General features: G+C 53.7%; 15 protein-coding genes. 3 read left to right on the forward strand and 12 right to left on the reverse strand.

Features of this window, described 5'->3' with window-relative positions:
• Nucleotides 1-1,473: a nitrogenase iron-molybdenum cofactor biosynthesis protein NifE gene (gene nifE / locus IVG45_RS07055; protein WP_230874786.1), complete on the reverse strand. Its 1,473-nt coding sequence runs from the start codon at nt 1,471-1,473 to the stop codon at nt 1-3.
• Nucleotides 1,474-1,759: 286 nt separating this feature from the next.
• Between nifE and IVG45_RS07060 the strand changes: the two genes are divergently transcribed.
• Nucleotides 1,760-2,605 (forward strand): aldo/keto reductase family protein, encoded by an 846-nt coding sequence (locus IVG45_RS07060; protein WP_196437151.1) that lies wholly within the window; start codon nt 1,760-1,762, stop codon nt 2,603-2,605.
• Between the two features lie 22 nt (nt 2,606-2,627).
• Here the strand turns inward: IVG45_RS07060 and IVG45_RS07065 are convergent, their stop codons facing one another.
• The 11 genes from IVG45_RS07065 to rsxA form a co-directional block, all read right to left on the reverse strand.
• On the reverse strand, nt 2,628-3,392 hold the full coding sequence (locus tag IVG45_RS07065) for a sensor histidine kinase (protein WP_196437152.1): 765 nt from the start codon (nt 3,390-3,392) through the stop codon (nt 2,628-2,630).
• A 244-nt stretch (nt 3,393-3,636) separates the two neighbouring features.
• Nucleotides 3,637-4,344, reverse strand: a complete 708-nt coding sequence (locus tag IVG45_RS07070; protein ID WP_196437153.1) for a dinitrogenase iron-molybdenum cofactor biosynthesis protein — start codon at nt 4,342-4,344, stop codon at nt 3,637-3,639.
• A 25-nt stretch (nt 4,345-4,369) separates the two neighbouring features.
• On the reverse strand, nt 4,370-4,681 hold the full coding sequence (locus IVG45_RS07075) for a rhodanese-like domain-containing protein (RefSeq protein WP_196437154.1): 312 nt from the start codon (nt 4,679-4,681) through the stop codon (nt 4,370-4,372).
• Nucleotides 4,682-4,712: 31 nt separating this feature from the next.
• Complete coding sequence (locus IVG45_RS07080) at nt 4,713-5,282, reverse strand: hypothetical protein (protein WP_196437155.1); 570 nt, start codon at nt 5,280-5,282, stop codon at nt 4,713-4,715.
• A gap of 78 nt (nt 5,283-5,360) precedes the next feature.
• A complete protein-coding gene (locus IVG45_RS07085) occupies nt 5,361-5,630 on the reverse strand; it encodes an RnfH family protein (protein ID WP_196437156.1) in 270 nt (89 codons plus the stop codon).
• Between the two features lie 11 nt (nt 5,631-5,641).
• Nucleotides 5,642-6,355: an electron transport complex subunit E gene (locus tag IVG45_RS07090; RefSeq protein ID WP_196437157.1), complete on the reverse strand. Its 714-nt coding sequence runs from the start codon at nt 6,353-6,355 to the stop codon at nt 5,642-5,644.
• Nucleotides 6,356-6,412: 57 nt separating this feature from the next.
• A complete protein-coding gene (gene rsxG / locus IVG45_RS07095) occupies nt 6,413-7,156 on the reverse strand; it encodes an electron transport complex subunit RsxG (RefSeq protein ID WP_196437158.1) in 744 nt (247 codons plus the stop codon).
• An 8-nt stretch (nt 7,157-7,164) separates the two neighbouring features.
• Nucleotides 7,165-8,226 (reverse strand): RnfABCDGE type electron transport complex subunit D, encoded by a 1,062-nt coding sequence (locus IVG45_RS07100; protein WP_196437159.1) that lies wholly within the window; start codon nt 8,224-8,226, stop codon nt 7,165-7,167.
• Nucleotides 8,223-9,761, reverse strand: coding sequence for an electron transport complex subunit RsxC (rsxC, locus tag IVG45_RS07105; RefSeq protein ID WP_196437160.1), 1,539 nt, complete (start codon nt 9,759-9,761; stop codon nt 8,223-8,225). Before rsxC ends, IVG45_RS07100 begins: the two co-directional genes overlap by 4 nt.
• Before the next feature lie 13 nt (nt 9,762-9,774).
• Nucleotides 9,775-10,311 carry an electron transport complex subunit RsxB gene (rsxB, locus tag IVG45_RS07110; RefSeq protein ID WP_196437161.1) on the reverse strand — a complete coding sequence of 179 codons (537 nt, stop codon included), beginning with the start codon at nt 10,309-10,311 and terminating at the stop codon, nt 9,775-9,777.
• 42 nt (nt 10,312-10,353) lie between these two features.
• Nucleotides 10,354-10,935 carry an electron transport complex subunit RsxA gene (rsxA, locus tag IVG45_RS07115; RefSeq protein ID WP_196437162.1) on the reverse strand — a complete coding sequence of 194 codons (582 nt, stop codon included), beginning with the start codon at nt 10,933-10,935 and terminating at the stop codon, nt 10,354-10,356.
• A gap of 291 nt (nt 10,936-11,226) precedes the next feature.
• Here rsxA and nifL point away from each other — a divergent pair, with 291 nt between their 5' ends.
• On the forward strand, nt 11,227-12,864 hold the full coding sequence (nifL, locus tag IVG45_RS07120; protein WP_196437163.1) for a nitrogen fixation negative regulator NifL: 1,638 nt from the start codon (nt 11,227-11,229) through the stop codon (nt 12,862-12,864).
• Nucleotides 12,857-14,389: a nif-specific transcriptional activator NifA gene (nifA, locus tag IVG45_RS07125; protein ID WP_196437164.1), complete on the forward strand. Its 1,533-nt coding sequence runs from the start codon at nt 12,857-12,859 to the stop codon at nt 14,387-14,389. The genes nifL and nifA overlap by 8 nt, the downstream gene beginning before the upstream one ends.
• Nucleotides 14,390-14,464: the final 75 nt, after the last annotated feature.

Raw genomic sequence — 14,464 nt, forward strand, 5'->3', positions numbered from 1 at the left:
CTACGCACCAACCGCTTGAGCAGAGTGAATGGCATCGTTCGCGGCCGATGCGCCTCCTTCGTCGGCACATCCTATCGTGGTGTTCAACGATTTTGCCGTCTTCCACGGCGCCGTCGCCCTGACCGACGACCAAACCGGACTTTCCAGCGTCAACGCCAGTTGCCGCACCAACTCCAGCATGCCTTGATAGCCTTCATAACCGAATTCCCGCTCCTGATTGATGTCCAGGAACGGAATCTTCGCCTTCAAGGCGGTGTACATATTCCGGCCACCGGCGATCAGAATGTCGGCTTTGTAATCGTGGACGATCTGGATCAGTTGTTTCGGACTACCATCTTCTATCATCAAAGTGTCTTCGCCCATCAATTCGCGTATCCGCGCCTTGTCTTCCTCGGTGGATTTCTTGGTACCGGTGGCGACCACCACCATCCCTAAATCCTGCAAGGCCGAAATCACCGACCAGCTTTTCACGCCGCCGGTAAACAGCAGCACCCGCTTGCCTTTCAAGCGTTCTTTCCACGGCGCCAGTAACTCGCGGATACGCGCTTCTTCGCGGGCGATAATGGCTTCGGTACGTTCGATTAAGTCGGGATCGTTAATCACCCGAGCAAAGTCGCGCAAGGCCTGGCTGGTATCGGTAATGCCGTAGAAGCTGCCTTCGAACCAGGGTGTGCCGTAGCTTTGTTGCAGCTTGCGGGCCACATTGACCATGGCCTTGGAGCACACCATCATGTTGACTTCGGCCTTGTGCATGGTCTGCACTTCGCGGAAGCGGGCGTCGCCGGATAGGGTGCAAAGAACCCGCAGGCCCATCTCATCCAGCAACGGCAACACATGCCAGAATTCGCCGGCGATGTTGTATTCGCCGACCAGATTGACGTCGTGAACCTTGATGCCGGGCCGTTCGGTGCCGGGTGGCAGAGGATCGGGATCGCGGGTGCCGATCACATGCTTGACCATGGCGTCGCCGGCAATGCGGTTGCCCAGATTCTTGGTGCCGTAAAAACCGGCACAATCGATAGGAATTACCGGCACGCCCCAACGTTCGGCGGCGGATTTGCAGGTGGCGTTGATGTCGTCGCCGACCAGGGCCGGCACGCAGGTGTTATAAATGAAGACCGCCGGCGGATTGTAGCTGTCGATGGCTTGCTTGATGGAATGGAACAGCCGTTTCTCGCTACGGCCCATCACCACGTCCTGTTCGGTCAAATCAGTGGTCATGCCGATCCGGTACAACTCGGAGCCGGAAGAGCGGGTGCCGCGGTTATCCCAGGAACTGCCGGCGCAGGCTATCGGCCCATGGACGATATGGGCGACATCGGCGATCGGCAACAGCGCAATCTGCGCGCCGTCGAAGGCGCAACCGCCCGCCGCCGAACCGGGTTTCGGTTTGGCGCAGCCGGACTTTTCCTTCTTGTTATGCTCGCAGGCTGGCTCGTCTAACAGTTCCGCAATGTCTTTGCTCGATTTCATGGCTACACCTCAGGTTTTGTAAGGGATAATGCAACCGCTGTGCCATTTGTTAAGACATTGACTTTATTGGAGTTGATGGATTTAGTGTTTGTAGCAAAGACGACAAAAGCAGTGGATTACGAAACGATGATTACAATTGGAGCGCATCCATCGCTTACTTTATCTTCAGTAATTCGATACATCCCGCCGGCGGTTAAATCCCCGGTTTTCAGAACAGCGCAAAAACAGCTTGGTAATTTGATAAGCTCGGTTAACATGCCAGGCAAAATTATCATCCGGAGGCCCCATGACTGACACTAACTTTATACTCTCGGCTAATGGCGTGCGGGTGCCCGGCATTATTTACGGCACGGCCTGGAAGAAAGAACACACCGCTCGCTTAGTGGAACAGGCATTGGAAGCCGGCTTTCGCGGTATCGATACGGCCTGCCAACCCAAGCATTACCATGAAGCCGGCGTCGGTGACGCGCTATCGGCCTGCGTCCGGCGTGGATTGAGCCGCGATCGGATTTATCTACAAACCAAATTCACGCCGTTGAACGGCCACGATCCCCTGCAAATCCCGTACGACCCCGATGCGGTATTGGCCGAGCAAGTGTCGCAATCTTTTCAAGCCTCGCTGCGCAATCTGCAAACCGATTATCTGGATTGTCTGGTACTGCATTCGCCGCTGGCCGATCGTCAACAATTGCTGGAAGTCTGGCGGGCCATGGAAGGTATTTTTCAGGCGGGCGGGGCCAAGCAATTGGGCATCAGTAATTGCTACGAGCCCGAAGTGTTCAAGTTTTTATATCAGGCCGCCACGGTCAAACCGGCCGTGATCCAAAACCGGTTTTACGCCGACACTGATCACGACCGCGACATTCGCCAATTTTGCCGCCAGCAAGGGGTTATTTATCAAAGTTTCTGGACTTTGACCGCCAATCCCAAAATCCTGGCCGACACTGTAATCCAAGACCTGGCCACCACATACCAACGCAGCTCGGCGCAAATCTTTTTCCGTTATTTGACTCAAATCGGCATCGTGCCGTTGACCGGCACCAGCTCGGTGGATCACATGCGGGCGGATTTAGCGATTTTCGAATTTAAGCTGACCGAGGATGAATGCGCCGAGATTCAGCGTTTGCTTTAACTATGGCGCGGAGCAAACATGGCTAGGACAGTGTGACCGCCGCCTTATTCACCTGAAATATTGCAACCGGGTTTGCCGGAATTTTCATTCTGAACGTCACACCCTTGCCATTCAGCCCATCAAGCACCTCGATACAACCCTGATGCATCGCAATCGTTTGATAGGCGTTAAACAGGCCAAAGCCGCTGGACTGGAAGCCGCGCGGCAGGTTGGAGGCCGAGACATATTTGCAGAAAATACTGGCACGCTCATTCATGGGTATGCCTGGACCATCATCCATTACCGAGATCTGGACATTATTGTTTCCGTCTTGTTCGATCAGGACCTTGACGATGCCGCCCTTGTCACCGATGAACTTCAGCGCATTGGAAATTAAGTTGTTGATGGCAAACAGGCGAATTTTCAGCATGTCCCAATAGACGTAATCCGGCAGTTCGCCGACCGAAACCGAAAAATCCACCTTTTTACATCGCGCTTCGTTGCGAAAGGTATTCTCGATGATTCGGGCTTTCTCGGTCAATTGGGCTCGGCTGATCAGTTTAGGCGCGATTTGCTCCTGACCGGCTTGCATTCTGGAAGTGGTGAGCATGTTTTGCACCAGCTCCAACATGTCGGCGCCGGCCTGTTGGGCGTTGGATAAATCGCTCAATAATTGCTCTATATCCACTCTACCCGATTTGACATCCTGCTGGATCAATTCCAGCGTGCCCAAAATGACGTTCAGTGGCGATTTCAAATCGTGCGTGACGGTAGCAATAAAATCGATTTCTTTGATGCGGGTATCCATTAAAAATGGCCTGTAAGGTGAAGGGAATTATCATCTATAGGAGCAATAAATATACCAACTCATTATGTCGGTTTTATTACAAATAAGGCGGCATGCCTGCACTGTTATAGTGCTTATTTCCCGCTATCGGCACATGAGGCGCACCAAGATAAACCCATTCCAGCCAGTCTACTTGGGTGGCGAATGATGGGCTTGCTGCTCGGCCCATCCCTCTCCCGGTTGGATGCGTTTGTTACGCAATGGCTTACTCGTGCGCCGCAAAGCGTTTTCTTTCCTCGGGACCGCGGCCCAAGGCTTTCGCCATCCACGGTGGTGGCGCATCGAAAACTTGTTGAAATTCACGCAGTTTTTCAACCGCGCCGATCACATCCGGCACCTTGATCGGGTAAATATCGGCGCGGATGACTTTGGCCGCCGCCGGACCACCGATCGATTGCACGAACAGCACATGGCAGTCCTGGATCATGCTGGCGCGGAACAAGTTGCGGTCATCGGCGCTGTCGGCTTCCACGGTTGAGCGAATATCGATCAAGCGGTAATCGTCGCGGGATAATTGATACACCAGAAAACGGATGCAGGAACCGAAATGGCCGTTCAACAACGATCCGCTGTTGGAAGCCACGGCCACGCGAATCGATTCCGGCATATCGCCCTCTTTATAAGGCATGGCTTGCGGCAAATCCTCATCGCCCTCCTCCTCGCCCCACAAATAACGAACCGCCAGCTTGATGTTTTCCAGACCGATACCGATGTCTTCACCATCTTCTTCGCCATCCAGACTGCCGATGCCGGTCTTCAAATTGGTGACGGTAATCGCCTTCAATTTTTCATCATCCAGCGGCGATCCAACCTTCTCGTGCAGCACACTGATCAATTTGGGTACATCGACGCCGGGCAGGACGCGCGAAGCCAACGCGACGCGTAAAGCCAGTTCTCGTGATAATTGACTCATAATTTCACCTTTATGGAATGTGGTGTTATTGACCCGGATGGGCTTCGCGCCAGCCGGCATAACCGCCCGCCAGACTGTAGACTTGCTTGAAGCCGAAATCGCAAAACATCTCCGCCAAATGCTCGCTGGCATGGCCAAAGTAGCAATAAATCAGCATATCGCGCGCTTTATCGCCCTTCTTCAGCAGACTATCGCGCAATTGCTCATGCACATGCATGGCGTTATCAATGTGGCCGGCGCGGTAATCCTTTAAATCCCGACAATCCAGGATTAAGGGATTGGCGTCGGCTATCAATTTTTCCGCTTCAACGGCGGAGACTGTTTTGAACGGCTTCATTATGATTGACCTTTATGTGACGACGGATTGTTTAAACCGGACCGACAGCCGCATCCTTTTTGACCACGATGGTTTTGCTCAGGCCCTCGTCAAAACTGATAGGATCGGTTTTGATTTTGAAACTTTTTGCGGCTTCGTAGACTGTCACGACCTTGTCTTCGGCGGATTGGCCTTTCAGATCGGCTTTTTCGATATACAGCAGTTCCAAGGTTTCATTCCAGACCATGCCTTCTTTATACGGCACAAACTTGAATGTGATTCCTTCCAGCACCATTTGCATCGGCGTAGCGATGTTTTCGACGTAAAACAGGGTCAGCGTGTCCGGGTTCAAGAAGCTTTTGTATTTTTCAATAAAAACCGGCACGTGTTGTAATTCATCGAACAAACCATTCACAAAAATCAATTTTTCGCTATCAGCCAAAATAGCAGTCTGGTGCAGCAGCAATTCCGGCGGTTTGCGATCGGTGGTCGAGCCTTCGCGGAACGAGCCCTCGACCAACACCAAATCGCCGCGATAAGCGGAAATGCCTTTTTCGCTGGTAGCACCCAACACGTTGGTGATAAAAGTCAGACCTTGTTTGTCAAAGCTTTCGAGTAGCATGGAATTTCTCCTGATTAAAAATTCTGGTGTTCCCGTTCGCCGCTTTTCGAAAAAAAGCGCCAGCCGGGCAATAATCTGTTAGTCAACTTCAACTCGGCGCCGTTGCACTTGCTGCGGATCGGCGGTGATCTTGCGGTAAATTTCCACCCGGTCGCCTTCCTTGACCGGGGCATCCAACTTGGAAAGCTTGCCGAAAATACCGACTTTTTGCGTAGTCAGATCGATATGCGGATATTGGCTTAATACCCCGGACAACTCGATAGCCTGTTGCACGGTGCTGCCTTCCGGCACTTCCAGGCGCAACCACAATTGTCTCTCGGATTCCGCGTAACACACCCCTACGTTCATGGTTTTACTCCTTAACTGTCTTGTTCGGCCAATTGCAGACTTTCGATTTCCAGGCTGGGTGATTGTTTTGCGACAGCCCTTTTATCCAGCAGGCGCTTGGCCGCCACCATAAACCCCAGCATAATGAAGCCACCCGGTGGCAAGGCCATCAGCAGGAAGCCCTTGTACTCGGGAATCACGGTCAGTTCCATGAAGCGAAAGCTATCCCCCAGCAATACCGAGGCATTGGCGAACAAGGTGCCGGCACCGCTGATTTCCCGCGCCGCGCCCAAAACCACCATCGCCAGGGTAAATCCGACCCCCATCATCAAACCGTCCCAGATCGACGGCATCACCGGCTGTTTGGAAGCGAAGGCTTCCGCCCGGCCCAGAATCACGCAATTGGTCACGATCAACGGAATAAAAAGGCCCAGCACTTTATGTAATTCGTGCATCCAGGCATTCAAAAAAATATCCACCAGCGTCACCAGCGCGGCGATCAGCAATACAAAGATCGGAATCCGAATTTCCGATGGAATCAATTGCCGGCTGACCGAAACCAATCCGTTGGAAGCCAGCATCACCACCATGGTTGCCAAGCCCATCCCCAGACCGTTGGTAGCGGTGCCGGTTACCGCCAGCAACGGACACAGGGCCAGATTTTGAGTCAGTACCACGTTGTTATCCCACAAACCGTCTTTGGCGATTTTTCGGTAGGGTTGGGAAAAGAATAGGGCTAGTTTCATGTGAGTTCTCCTAGTTGGAGCCTGCTGTTAACCGGTTGCCACTTGCGCGGCCTGCCTTCATTCCGCTTCGGTATTTGCGGAGCCCACCAATTGGGTTTGGTGGGTTCGATACAATTCCAAGCCACGCTTGATTGCCTGTACCACCTTGCGCGGGGTAATGGTCGCGCCGGCAAACTGATCGAACACCCCACCGTCCTTTTTCACGGCCCATTGCGCCACGCTCAGGTTGTCCAGCGATTTGCCGTTAAAGTCCAAAACCCATTTGGATTTGCTGATTTCAATTTTGTCTCCCAGCCCAGGGGTTTCAACATGGGCGATAACCCGTACCCCCAGAATTTCGCCGTTTTTATCCACCCCCATTACCAGGCTGATAGGGCCGGCATAACCGTCCGGAGCGATCAATTTAAAGCACACCGCATTGACCTTACCCTCCTTCTTGGCCAAATAAAACACCGTTTCGGCCGCCCCCAGATTGGCCTCGGCCGACGGCAGCGCAAGGGTATCGGCCAGCAAGTTGTTGTCGTACAAGTCCGCCGGCACTACCGCTTCCAAACTGGCTTTTAAATCTTCCGCCAGCCGCTGTTGAATCACGTCCCTGGTGGCCAAGTCGGCAAAACCCAACAGGATACTGGCTGCCAGGGCGAATACCGCCAACACACCGGTTTGATAAGACAAGGTGGGGCGTAATTGCTCCAAATTGGACGGTTCCAGGAATGCCGCCAGTTTTTGCTTGATACGTTGCAAGGCGTCGACCGTATTTGGTTCGACGGCGGGTTTATCGTGTGCGGGATCGGAATTCATGGCTGTTCTCAAGATTCGCTGATGTCGATGGGCTTGCCGTTACGGTAACGCCCGTAGATGCGTGGACGAATGTAATGATCAATCAACGGCGTGACGGCATTCATCAACAAGATCGCAAAACCGGTGCCTTCCGGATAACCGCCCCAGCTGCGGATAATAAAAATCAGCGCGCCGCAGCCGGCTCCAAAAATCATCTGTCCCAGCGGCGTATTGGGCGAGGTGACGTAATCGGTGGCGATAAAAAACGCAACCAGCATCACCGCGCCGGAATTCAAATGCACCCATGGCCCCAGATAATGCTGCGCATCAATCATATGAAACAGGGTCGACAGCACGCCAATCGTCAATAGCAAGGACAACGGAATCTGCCATTGAATGACGCCTTCCCGCATCAGCCATAGCCCGCCCAACAGAATCAGCAAGGTGGAGGTTTCGCCCAGACTGCCGCGTTCCCAGCCGATAAAGGCCAGGATACCGGAATAGTCGTACAGCAAGCCAGGCAGGGTTTGATTCAGGGAAAATCCGGTCTTGACCGCGCCCAAGGTGGTGGCGCCGGTGACGCCATCCGGATTGGCCAGGCCGGAAAAGGTAATACTCAGACTATCCAAAACCCCGGGCCCGAACAGCAAGGGTTTTACCTCGACCCAGGTCGTCATCTCGATCGGAAACGAAATCAGCAAGGCCACCCGCGCCAGCATGGCCGGATTGAACGGATTTTGTCCCAAGCCGCCGTAAACCTGCTTACCCAGGATGATCGCTATCGCGGAACCGACCACGCCTATCCACCAAGGCGCCCACGGCGGCAGAGTCATCGCCACCAACAGACCGGTCAGAATGGCGGAACCATCCCGCAGGTAAGGCGCGGCGGTCACCCCTTTTAATTTCAGGCAAAAGGCTTCGAACAGCAGCGCGGAAAAAACCGTAACCGCGCACAAATACAAGGCTGGCCATCCAAACATCAACACACCCCAGGCCGTCGCCGGCAATAGGGCAAGAATCACTTTGCGCATGATGTCGTCGACTCGGCGGACGGCGGCGACATGCGGGCCGCTGATAGGTTTGATAATCATGCTTGTTCCCCGGCGGTGGCTTTAGCACCGGCCTGATCGAGTGCTTGTTGAGCTTGTTGTTTGGCCAACTCCTGTTCACGGGCTCTCGCCGCGCGCGCTTCCATCACCCGTCGCGCTTCTTCTTCCTGTTCCAGGCGTATGCGTTCCATGCGTTGATTACGATCATCGACCAGACGTTTGGTCTGCTCGGACTTATGTTCCATTTGCTGGCGTTTGTATAACTCGCCCGAGGCGAATTTGAAGTAATGCACCAATGGAATATTCGACGGGCAAACATAGGAGCAACTGCCGCAATTGATGCAGTCCTTCAAGCCCAGATCGACGGCGGCATCAAGCTGATTGGCGCGTATCCGGCTGGCCATTTCCAACGGCAGCAATCCGACCGGACAAGCGGTCACGCAAGTAGAGCAACGAATACAGGGTTTGACTTCCGGCGACTCGATGTCCTGCCTAGCCAAGGCCAAGATACCGTTGCAGGCTTTGACCACCGGCACTTCACTGATAGGCAGCGCATCGCCCATCATCGGCCCACCCATGATCAAACGAGAGACTTTGGTTTTATCGGTCGCGCAAAAACTCAATACTTCCGACATCAATGTGCCGATTAACACTTCCACGTTTTGCGGTTTACCGACCGCGCTGCCGGACACCGTCACCACCCGGCTGATCAAGGGTTGCCCCAGGCAAACCGCGCGATATACCGCGTGGGCGGTGGCGACGTTGTGTATCACTACACCGATGTCGGTGGCGCGGCCGTCGGCCGGAATTTCCCGGCCGGTCAAATAGCGCAGCATTTGCCGGTCCCATCCCATCGGGTAGCGCGTCGGCACTTGCACGACATGAATATTGGCAAAATCGGCGCAAGCCTGGCGCATGGCTTCATAAGCTTGGGGTTTATTGTCCTCGATGCCAATAGTCGCTTCCGGCGCATCCATGCCGCGCAGCATCAAGCGGATACCGGCGACGATTTCAGCCGACCGCTCCCGCATCAGACGATCATCACAAGTCAAATAAGGTTCGCATTCGCCGGCGTTAATCAATAAGGTGTGTATCTTGTTTTTACGGCCTAATTCGAGTTTGACCACGGAAGGAAACACCGCGCCGCCCAGACCGACCACGCCGGCCGCCCCTACTCTGGCGCAAATCTCGGCCGGCTCCAGTTGAAACGGATCCGCCACACTATCGGCCTTGATCCATTGATCCAAGCCGTCGGTTTCAATGATGATGGTGCGTATCGGTAATGCGGAAGGATGCGGCGCCGGATAGTCCATGACGTCGACAATGGTGCCGGAACTCGGCGCATGCACCGGTGCCGAAATCGTACCCTGGCTATGGGCCAACAATTGGCCCTTCAGGACTTTTTCACCGACTTTGACCAACGGCTCGGCCGGCTTACCGACATGCTGTTGTACCGGGATATAAAGCTTTTTCGGCAACGGCATATCCAGTGCGATCGGCACGCCGGACGTTTCGTCCTTATGCTCTTCGGCGTGAACACCACCGCGAAGTCTGGGATTTTCGAATAATGCCAACATGCGCGATCTCCGTTCAGGCCGCAGCCAATGGTTTAGGCCAGCGCCATTCCCGCAATGTCACCTCAACCGGGTACATTTGCAGGCATTCGGTAGGACAGACATTGACGCATTTTTCACAGCCGATACAGGCATCGGCCACTACCGCGTGGATCTGTTTGGGGGCGCCGACGATGGCATCGGTTGGGCAGACCTTGAAGCAACGGGTACAACCGGTGCAGGTATCTTCGCTGACACGCGCCACCATGGGCTCGGCATCCTGGGTTTGGCTCAAGTCGACATCCACGCCCAACAGTTTCGCCAGTTGTTCCACCAATGAAGTGCCGCCGGGCGGACACAAAGTCACCGGCGCCGCGCCCGACACCACGGCTTCCGCCGCCGGCCGGCAACCCGGAAAGCCGCATTGACCGCACTGAGAGCCCGGCATCAGGGCCTCGACCCGCTCGATCAAGGGATCGGATTCGACCTTTAGATATTTGGCTGCAATGCCCAGGCTCAGACCCAGAAACAAGCCCAAGGCTGTCAGAATAATGATGGCTGAAAGAATGTACATGGTCTGCCTTTTACAAGAGGTTAACTGATGTCATGCACGCTGCTATTTTGTATAAAGCCCGGCAAATCCCATGAATGCCAGAGACAGAATGCCGGCCGTAATAAAGGCGATGGGCGTGCCGGAAAAAAGTGCCGGTACAGCCATCAACGCCAAGCGTTCACGGAGACCGGCAAAGAGCACCATCACCAGGGTAAAACCCAATGCCGCACCAAAACCGAACATCAGGCTTTGCACGAAGTTATAGTGTTCCTGGATGTTCAACAACGCCACACCCAGAACCGCACAATTAGTAGTAATCAAAGGCAGGAAAATCCCCAGCACCTGATACAACACCGGACTGGTTTTATGAATCACCATTTCGGTGAATTGCACCACGGCGGCAATCACCAAAATGAATCCCAGCACTCGCAAGAAGCCGATATCGAAAGGAATCAACAAGCGGTGTTCCAGCACCCAGCTGGCGGCGGAAGCCAGTGTCAGTACGAAGGTAGTCGCCAGCCCCATGCCCAGCGCGGTATCGAGTTTATTGGATACGCCCATGAACGGACATAAACCCAAAAACTTAACCAACACTACGTTATTGACTAACGCCGTACCCAAAATTAACAGGAAGTATTCACCCATTGCCTTAATACCAAGTCGTTTGACATAAATAGTGCATCATCCATGCCAACACAGTTAATAAGGTTAATTGGGCTGATTTAGTGCATTTGCGACTCTTAACGGTGCATTTTGTCTGTATTAAAAAGGACACAATCGGCGGCACGCCATTTCCAATTGTCGCAAACCCTACAAAAACCCTGCTATCACGCTGGGTTTTCTATCTTCATGTTAGATGCAGCGAGGGGATTTAATATTTTGGCGCTGTATTTGCTTATTACTTTAATAAGCACATAAACAACGAGATTGCCCCCAATGAGCAAAAAAACACCGGAATATCTACCAAGCCAGATAGTCGCCGGAGCGGCCGAGGTGTTGGCGGCCGACACTCCGCCGGCAAACCCGAAATCGAATAGCCGCCATAAAAGCAAAAGCGTACCCCTGTCATTATTTGTGGCCGCGGTGGATCAATCGCCGGTCGCCATTTCGATAACCGATAAAAAAGCCAACATTCTGTATATAAACCAGGCCTTTACCCAGGTGACCGGCTATCAGGCCGCCGAAATACTGGGGGAGAATGAATCGAAGTTATCCGATAAATCGACCCCACGTCAGGTGTATTACGACCTGTGGCATACCATCTCCCGTAAGCAAGTCTGGCATGGCCGCTTGGTCAATCGGCGTAAACAGGGCCAACGTTATCTGGCCGACCTGACAATTTCTCCGATGCTGGATGAACACGGCTCGGTCAGCCACTACATCGGCATGCACCGCGACGTCACCGAGACTCACCACGCCGAACAACAAGTCAACAATCAAAAGCAGTTAATCGAATCGGTGATCAATGCTTCGCCGGTAGCGATGGTAGTGTTGGACAAGGACAATCGCATTGTTCTGGATAACCAGATGTACAAAATGTTGATCAGCGAACTGGGGCATGCCGAACCGGCGCTATTTTTTCTGGATGCCTTGCGCCAGGAACTTGGTGACTTGTGGTCATCGGAAATGGACTTGCATAACGGTTTCAATAATCGCGAAATCCGGGTTGAAGGCATCGGCCGTCGCGGTACCCGCTGGTTTTCCTGCTCGGGCAACTGGTTCAGCGAAAACGACACCCAGGCGGACAGTTTCTTTTCCAAACAATCCAGAGATTATTTGCTGCTGTCGATCAACGACATCAGCCTGCAGCGCCGCCAGCAAGAAAAACTGCAATTGGAAACCCTACGCAGCCTAATGGCCGAGGAAGAGCACATGCGCAGCATCCGGGAAACCTTGCTGGGCGCAATGCACCAAATCCGCCAACCGTTGAACCAAATCCATGCGGCCATCCAAATCATGGCCCAACGCAACGACACCCATAACCAGCCATTGAAGGAATTGCTGAATCAAGTGCAGAGCATGGGAGAGGAAACCTTATCCACATTACAGCGATGCGTGCCGGAAATACCTGAGACGGCAATGATGTCGGTCAATATCAATCAATTACTGCATGAAGTGATGCTGCTCTATAGCTACAAATTTTTAGCCAACGGCGTGGTGATCGACTGGCAGCCCAATCCGGTATTGCCTTCGATTTTGGGGTCGGAGAACAAATTACGCATGCTATTCAAACAACTGATCGATAACGCCGTGAACGCGATGAACCGGGTCGGCAGCAAGGAACGCTCGATTCATATCAGCACGGCCCTGGAAAACGACTGGGTACGGGTGGCACTGGCCGATAGCGGCCCTGGCATTCCGGTCAATCAGCGCAACAAAGTGTTCGAGCCGTTTTTTACCACTCAGCATAACGTGGGGAGCGCGCAATCAGGCATGGGCCTGGTCATGGCACGGGAAATCGTCAATCAACACAGCGGCATCATCGAAATCGATCCGGATTACAGCCCCGGTTGCTGTTTTAACATCAGCTTTCCTTGTCAACATAATGCCTCCAGGGTGAACACCCATGAATGAGCGTTCGATATTGGTCGAATCGGAGCTGGATACACTGTTTTTGGTTAGCCAGCTACTGAACAGCACGCATGACTTGCGTACCAAACTGAAAGGCATACTGGAGATTTTGCATAAGCGTTCCGGCCTGCATTTCGGCATGATTACCCTGCGCGATGTCGACGACGACAGCATGAGCATCTGCGAATTTTACGGCGACGACATCGACCGTTCGATACGTTATCAGCCCGGCGAAGGCTTGGTGGGCGCCATTCTGGACGAAGGCAGCACCATCGTGGTCGAGCGGATTGCCGACGAACCGCGCTTCCTGAGCCGGCTCGGCGTTTACAATCCGGACCTGCCTTTCATCGGTTCGCCGTTGGCGGTCGAACAAGGCGAAGTGGTCGGCATTCTGGCCGCGCAACCCTTCGAGGCTTCATTTCTGGGTGAACGCGCCCGTTTTCTGGAAATGGTCGCCAACCTGATTGCCCAAAGCGTCAACACTCTGCGGGTATTGGAGCGCAAGCAATCCGAACTGGTCAACGAGCGCGATTACCTGAAACAGGCCTTGGTTAAAAACTATCGCTTCGAGAACATCATCGGCCACTCCGAACCGATGCTGAAAGTGTTCGACATCATCCGCCAAGTAGCCAAGTGGCATACCACGGTGTTGATACGCGGCGAGTCCGGTACCGGTAAGGAAGTCGTGGCCAACGCGATCCACTTTAACTCGGCCTGCGCCAGCGGCCCGTTTCTGAAACTGAACTGCGCCGCCCTGCCGGATACCCTGCTGGAATCCGAATTGTTCGGCCATGAAAAAGGTGCATTCAGCGGCGCGATCGGCCAACGCAAGGGCCGTTTCGAACTGGCCGACAACGGCACCCTGTTTTTGGATGAAGTCGGAGAAATCTCCGCATCTTTTCAGGCCAAGTTGTTGCGGGTGTTGCAGGAAGGCGAATTTGAACGGGTCGGCGGCGTCAGGACTATCAAAGTCAATGTGCGCATCATCGCCGCCACCAACCGCAATCTGGAAAAAGACGTGGCCGACGGCACCTTTCGCGAGGACTTGTATTACCGCCTGAACGTGATGCCGATTAACATGCCGCCATTGCGCGACCGGATCGAAGACGTGCCGGAACTGGCCGCATTCTTGATCAAGCGCATCTCCAAGCAACAGGGCGGCAGGCCGCTGGAAATCAAGGAAAGCGCGCTACGCATCCTGATGAAACATAACTGGTCCGGCAACGTGCGGGAACTGGAAAACCGTCTGGAACGCGCGGCGATCATGAGCGCGGACGGTATTATCGATAGGGACGTGATTATCAGCACCGGCCTGGAAGACGAAATCGGCATCAGCCGCCCGCAAATATCGACCAATACGCGCACGCTGGATCTGCACGACGAAGACCTTGACGAACGCGAACGCGTCATCGCCGCGCTGGAACAATGCGGCTGGGTACAAGCCAAGGCCGCCAGATTGCTGGATATGACCCCAAGACAAATTGCCTACCGGATCCAGACCTTGAATATCAGCGTCAAGCAGATCTAGTGTTAGGAATAGGTGAGAAACAAGTTCGGCAACGATAAATGATCATTCCGAAGCATTCAGTCCCCCTCTTTGAAA

Source organism: Methylomonas sp. LL1, assembly GCF_015711015.1.
Taxonomy (GTDB): Bacteria; Pseudomonadota; Gammaproteobacteria; order Methylococcales; family Methylomonadaceae; genus Methylomonas.